This window comes from Diaphorobacter sp. J5-51, from assembly GCF_001023515.1.
In the GTDB taxonomy this organism is placed as follows: domain Bacteria; phylum Pseudomonadota; class Gammaproteobacteria; order Burkholderiales; family Burkholderiaceae_C; genus Diaphorobacter; species Diaphorobacter nitroreducens.
In genome coordinates this window covers 1-5,279 of sequence record NZ_JSYI01000107.1, presented here as the reverse complement: position 1 = coordinate 5,279, position 5,279 = coordinate 1, and the positions used below count along the sequence as shown (strand labels likewise).

Genomic DNA, 5,279 nt, shown 5'->3' with positions numbered 1-5,279 from the left:
TAGCTTTTCGTACCGTCACTTATTGCACTGAAAACGAGGAGACCCCGTATAGGTATCCATCGTGGACGACTCGTTGCACGGGGTCATCCGCCAAGCTGATCCAATACTGGCCAACCTCGTCCTTCACGCAAGTCTCCGAAAGCGACATCTGTTTGCGTCGTTCATGTTGATATTTCTATGCTGCTGGTGCCGCAGTTTTGATCATGGCCTGAGCCCATCTGCTGTTCCCGTTGTGCCCAACCCCGCCAAGCGGAACCCAGCCCTCAGCAATGGCTTTGTTCACCTTCCTGATTAGGCGCTCAATCTCCGCGTCAAAAATGACGGTGTACTCCATAACTATTACCTTCAAGGGATGTATCCCGGTTGATGAATCGGATCATCTGGGTGTCCACCACAAACGGAACACCAGAACACACCTTCTGATGGCGGGCCCGTCGTGTCGAAGCTTGTGCGGCCATCTGGGCGCATCAGAACGCAATCGGTTCCTGAAACGCTCCAGCCGCTTTCGCCGTGAGTAATTCGGGGCGGGTAGGTGCTTTGGGCTTCTAACTCCACAAATGCTTCCAGCAGTAGCTTTTTCGGGGATGGCATGGCTTGCCTACGGTTTTGTCTGACGGGGAAGCAATGCGACAGCAAGAGCACCGCCACCCATGATGTAGCAAAGGATCATCAGGGCACAAAAGAACCGCTCTGAAACACCGAATCCTTGGAGGCTCGGCCAGTATCCTGTCACGCTTAAAGTGACTGCCCACAAGAGGAAGAAAGAACCAATGATCTTCAAGAATCCTCGGTTTGTTTCGTTCATTTATAGTTTTCCTAGATCAAACGGGTGTCGCAGGGTGAAGCGGATCAGCTCCAACGAACACCGCCTCCGGTGCTTCCGGCCACTCGCGGCGAATGGCGTCGAAGTTGCCTTCGTTCCAGCACCGAAGGAATGCCAATCCGTCATCGGTCTCCAGCGCAAATTGGATTGCCGCTACTGCCGCGTTTTGTGTTTGCATGTTTTTCCTTGGTTACTCAGGCTGTCTGCACAGCACGGGAATTCCACGCTGCAACGTCTTCGGGAATGTCCAGGCACAGAACCGGAAGTCGAGAGCCGTAGCAGCCTTCTGTCTTGCAGCTGGCCTTGGGATTAGGTGCTAAGTCACCAGCGCCGCGGACGTTTGCCGTGAGCGCGACGCCGCAAAAAGGGCATCCTTTCAAGCTCTGGTGAACTGCGTGAGCCTCTGACCTCAGCATGGCTTTTCCTGTTTCTTTGGTGTTGCTTTGGTCTATTTTAGCGTTTATATAAACGCCGTCAAGCCTTTTTGACACGTTTGCTGGCCGAGATCAATGCTCGATTCACCACGGCCTTATTTGTGCCCCCGTATCCGCTCGCGAGCAGCTCGCTCAGGGCGGCGCTGCCCTCAGCATCCAGGTCCACGAGCAACCGCTTACCCTTTGCTTCAGCCAGGCGCTCAAGGTGCGCCTTCGCGCGCTCAGTGCGCGTCGTATCACCCTGCGGTGCCTTCTTCTTGGCGGCCATCACACAGCCCTCGCGACGATGTCAGCCAGACGCACGGGGTCGCCCTCTACAAGCCGCTTGGTGGTGCTCACGCTCTTGTGTCCAAGGATCGCTGCAATGTGCACAAGGTCGCGCCCCTGCCTGTGTTGCTTGACGGCAAAAGTACGGCGCGCTGACTGCGCGCTGCCACCTTCTATCCCTGCATTCGCATGCAGGCGAGAGATATAGGCGCCGAGCGTGTTGCAGGAATAGCTAAGCACGCCGGTGGGGAGCTTTCGCTTCGTCAGCGCGTAGGCCCCACCGTCCTCAGTGAGGAACAAGGCACTCTCAGGGTCAAGCCCTCGGTAGGCACCCTTCTTCACCGTGATGCCCTGCTTGCGCTCCACACGCCATGTCAAGTAGGCATCAAGCGCCGCAACAACGCGCTTGTTCGACCAGAACAGGGGGCGAGCATCGCCATTGTGGGAGACGTCCGGTCGCACAGCGCTCGTTACTCGGACGGCGCCCTTGGCGTCCAGGTAGTCGCCCACCGTGATAGTGGCCAGCTCAGTGACCGACAACGCGGTGCCGTAAAGGACCAGAAGCAATGCGGCGTCTCGTAGCGGCACGCGGCTGTATGCCGCTGTGGCTTTCAGGAGATGCTCGATCTGCCGATCCTCGATAACTGGGGGTTTTGCCACGCTTGCAATTAGCTGTAAATAACGAATTACATAGAGTTTAGTCGCATCGCACCTGACTGACTACTATCTGCGCTAGCGCTGGCGCCACATCAAGGAAAGTTGGAAACCGGCCCCCCATGAAAAAAGCCCCGGAACCGAAGTTCGCGGGGCTTTCGAGGGATTGGCAATTACATGCCAGGACTGGGTGAATCGTACGCCGGTTTCAAAGGCTCCAAAACACCCATTTCACGGAGTTGGCGGGCGATTTCGTCGTTCGCGTAATCCGTCTGTTCATCCAGGTCGTCGCCTGCCAGCGCCGCCTGTTCGATCAGGTCGAAGTCCAATTTTTCATGGAGTTCGTTCGCCATGGACTCAAAGGACTTGCCATTCGTATTGGCCACCGCGAGCGAGTTGCTGCGAAGCACGTTTTCCACGTCCTCGGCAGTGGCTTCGTACGCGGTGTGGGCCTGTACCGGAGTAAAGGCAATCTCCTTGGGTGTTGGCCCTGATGACTCTGCTGTTTGAGCTGCTGCATCAGCACGCTCAATGTGAAGTCCATGCGCCGTCCTGAACGCCATCATCGATGGCACTGCATTGGGCATGTCCGTCACCACGGCTTCACAGGTGCCGCGCTCCCAATACTCGGGATCGCTCGTGAACTCGCCACCGTCCACCTGGCGGTATCGGGCGTTCACCAGATCATCAAGCTCTGTCTGCGTGATATTCGCAGGCACCTCAACGACCTCCATGTATTCGACCCGCGTGAGGGCCGACAAACGCACCTCAACCAGTTTCGTAGCTGGGGCTTGCTCAATGTAATTCGACATTTTCCGTTTCCTTTTTTGAAAGAGACGGACACCGGCCCCATAGGGCAATAGGTGCCCGTCAGGGTGGTTGAAATTAGCCCTTCATGCCATCGAGACCAACGGCATCCGGCGCGCAGCAGTCCAAGGTCGAAAGCTGGCGATCCAGCATCTTTCTTTTCATGACCGGTTCGTACTTGCAGCGTCGCTCGAACTGGTCGAAGGCGGCATGCCGCGCCTCGATCTCATCCCAAGCAATCACTTCCTCGTAGGCTACTGTTCTGGATAGCCCTGGAGAGCAGCGAATCCAGTCCTTCAGACGGATTTCCACTAGCCAAGTTGGTGCTTGACCTGCCTCATCCCTTTTACGGCAGCCTGGCATTTTCCGTTTCCTTTTTTGAAAGAGACGGACACCGGCCCCGCAGGGCTACAAGTGCCCGTCAGGGTGGTTGAATTTGCAGCCGTGAGGCTGCGTATTGGGTCTTAGGCGATTTCCACGACGCGAACGTCGAAGTTCACCTTGAGGCCCGTCTTGATGGCGCCAAAGATAGCGGCCAGGTTGTCCATGCTCGGGTTGCCGCGCTGAGACAGCATGCGATGCAGACTCTTGCTGGGCTTGTGAGTCATCTCGGCGAGCGCCTCAAAGCCAACCGTTGCGTTCACGAGGTCACGCAGGATGAGGCGGGCAGCATCGGGCTCACCATCCAGAAAAAGCGTTGCAGCTTCATCTAGCAGGGCCTTCGCAAACGCCGGATCACGCACCACGCGCTCGGTGACCGTTTGTTTGAAATCACGGGTCAGGGTCATACCTTCTTTCCCTTGTTGGTTGCGGCGGTAGATGCCTTCTTCCTGGCCTTGTATTCGGCGTGCAACAAGACCGCCTGGTCGATGGCTTTCTGCTGGTTTCTCTTGGTGCTACCACCGAAGAGAATGATCAGCTGTTCACCGTCCTTGGCCAGGTAGATGCGATACCCCGGCCCCCAGTCGATCTTGTACTCGCCAATGCCACGGAACCATTCGACCTTCGAAGTGTTGCCAAGCTCCAGCCGCGCCTTGGCAACTGTGACCTTGGCAGCAGCTTGCACATCCAGCCCGTCAAACCACGTCCGGTAGGGGATGTCTCCATCTTCCCGGACGTACTCTTCGAGACGAACCATCATACGCTAATGGTAACACATTCGTTACCCGACAAGACCTCTTTCGCACTCGTCTTTGCCGTGGTGCCGATCAGATGATTCCGGGCCTCAATGAGGAGCGCTGCAATGTCGTCGCCGACGATTGCAAAGCCTTCCGGGTCTTGGGGATCGTTCACCATGAAAGCGCCTGGGAATCCGGGCTTCACTTCAGGCTTGCGAGCACCGGCAAAGTAGCCAGCTTTCGCAAGCGCCTCGTGGGCCTCGATCTCGGTGTCCACCACTTCGACACCATCGGCATCGACAATGTGGACGGACTCGCCACCTCCGTTGAACAATGCCAACCGGATGGCCTTGGCCTCACTGAAGCTGTCGCTCTTGTTGTCGCAGTCTTCGTTGGCCCAGATGTAGAAGGGTGGCACAGCGACCGTGCCAAGAACGTTCTTCGGAGCGTCCGCCTTGTCTTGTGACTCAAGGGGCTGCTCAATGTAATTCGACATTTTCATCGCAGACTCAACCTCTTCAGGCCAAGCCTCGATTTGAGCGCCATCCGCGAATCGAATTGCAAACATGTCGCCGCACTCTGCAGCATCGTAGGTAGTGGGATCAACGGCACCTAGGACTGTGAAAGCCTGACCGTTACGCTCCGCGTGCTGGTCATACTTCGCTGAAAAGGTGCCTGTCTTTCCCGATGCAAGATGCTCAATGTAATTCGTCATTTTCCGTTTCCTTTTTGAAAGAGACGGACACCGGCCCACCAGGGCAACAGGTGCCCGTCAGGGTAAGTTAAACGCGATTTTCTACAGATCAGTTCCAGCTTGGCACAAGGCCGAGAATGGATCCTTCTCTGCGGTTCTTGATCGCCTGACAGGCTAGATGCACCTCCTCGATTGTCGAGAAAATAAGGGGGTGAACCCCTTCGCACCTGCGTTGTCGATCCAGAATTTCGCCGTTAGCTCCGAGCGCTCGGTCATCAGCGTTGCCGCCGAATGCCGGATCACCGTTGCCCAAATACTCGATCACTGTGAAACTCACAGGATCAGAGTATCCATTGTTCCGCCAAATCGTCTTGTGATATTGAACAAATCCGTCTTGGCCAGGTTCTGGTTTAGAAGCTGGAGTTGCTTGCATGAGTAGTTCCTTATTTAAAATGCGGAACTACACCCTCACGGGTGTAGGT

Annotated in this window: 10 protein-coding genes; all 10 read right to left on the bottom strand. The window is 56.1% G+C overall.

The features are described 5' to 3' along the window. Nucleotides 1-598: 598 nt before the first annotated feature. The gene (locus tag OX89_RS18675) at nucleotides 599-805 is read right to left on the bottom strand and encodes a hypothetical protein (protein WP_157497484.1); all 207 of its coding nucleotides are present in this window, start codon (nucleotides 803-805) and stop codon (nucleotides 599-601) included. Between the two features lie 16 nt (nucleotides 806-821). Continuing rightward, nucleotides 822-1,001, bottom strand: coding sequence for a hypothetical protein (locus tag OX89_RS18670; RefSeq protein ID WP_157497482.1), 180 nt, complete (start codon nucleotides 999-1,001; stop codon nucleotides 822-824). Between the two features lie 296 nt (nucleotides 1,002-1,297). Then, nucleotides 1,298-1,525 (bottom strand): hypothetical protein, encoded by a 228-nt coding sequence (locus tag OX89_RS14020; RefSeq protein WP_047351083.1) that lies wholly within the window; start codon nucleotides 1,523-1,525, stop codon nucleotides 1,298-1,300. Beyond that, the gene (locus OX89_RS14015; protein WP_047351082.1) at nucleotides 1,525-2,184 is read right to left on the bottom strand and encodes a site-specific integrase; all 660 of its coding nucleotides are present in this window, start codon (nucleotides 2,182-2,184) and stop codon (nucleotides 1,525-1,527) included. The genes OX89_RS14020 and OX89_RS14015 overlap by 1 nt, the downstream gene beginning before the upstream one ends. 167 nt (nucleotides 2,185-2,351) lie before the next feature. Next, nucleotides 2,352-2,990 (bottom strand): hypothetical protein, encoded by a 639-nt coding sequence (locus tag OX89_RS14010; RefSeq protein ID WP_047351081.1) that lies wholly within the window; start codon nucleotides 2,988-2,990, stop codon nucleotides 2,352-2,354. A 73-nt stretch (nucleotides 2,991-3,063) separates the two neighbouring features. Then, nucleotides 3,064-3,297, bottom strand: a complete 234-nt coding sequence (locus tag OX89_RS18665; protein WP_157497480.1) for a hypothetical protein — start codon at nucleotides 3,295-3,297, stop codon at nucleotides 3,064-3,066. 152 nt (nucleotides 3,298-3,449) lie between these two features. Continuing rightward, complete coding sequence (locus OX89_RS14005; protein ID WP_047351080.1) at nucleotides 3,450-3,773, bottom strand: DNA-binding protein; 324 nt, start codon at nucleotides 3,771-3,773, stop codon at nucleotides 3,450-3,452. Further along, nucleotides 3,770-4,126, bottom strand: a complete 357-nt coding sequence (locus OX89_RS14000; RefSeq protein ID WP_047351079.1) for a type II toxin-antitoxin system RelE/ParE family toxin — start codon at nucleotides 4,124-4,126, stop codon at nucleotides 3,770-3,772. Before OX89_RS14000 ends, OX89_RS14005 begins: the two co-directional genes overlap by 4 nt. Beyond that, nucleotides 4,123-4,818: a hypothetical protein gene (locus tag OX89_RS13995; RefSeq protein ID WP_047351078.1), complete on the bottom strand. Its 696-nt coding sequence runs from the start codon at nucleotides 4,816-4,818 to the stop codon at nucleotides 4,123-4,125. The genes OX89_RS14000 and OX89_RS13995 overlap by 4 nt, the downstream gene beginning before the upstream one ends. Nucleotides 4,819-4,906: 88 nt before the next feature. Further along, complete coding sequence (locus OX89_RS18660; RefSeq protein WP_157497478.1) at nucleotides 4,907-5,230, bottom strand: hypothetical protein; 324 nt, start codon at nucleotides 5,228-5,230, stop codon at nucleotides 4,907-4,909. Nucleotides 5,231-5,279: the final 49 nt, after the last annotated feature.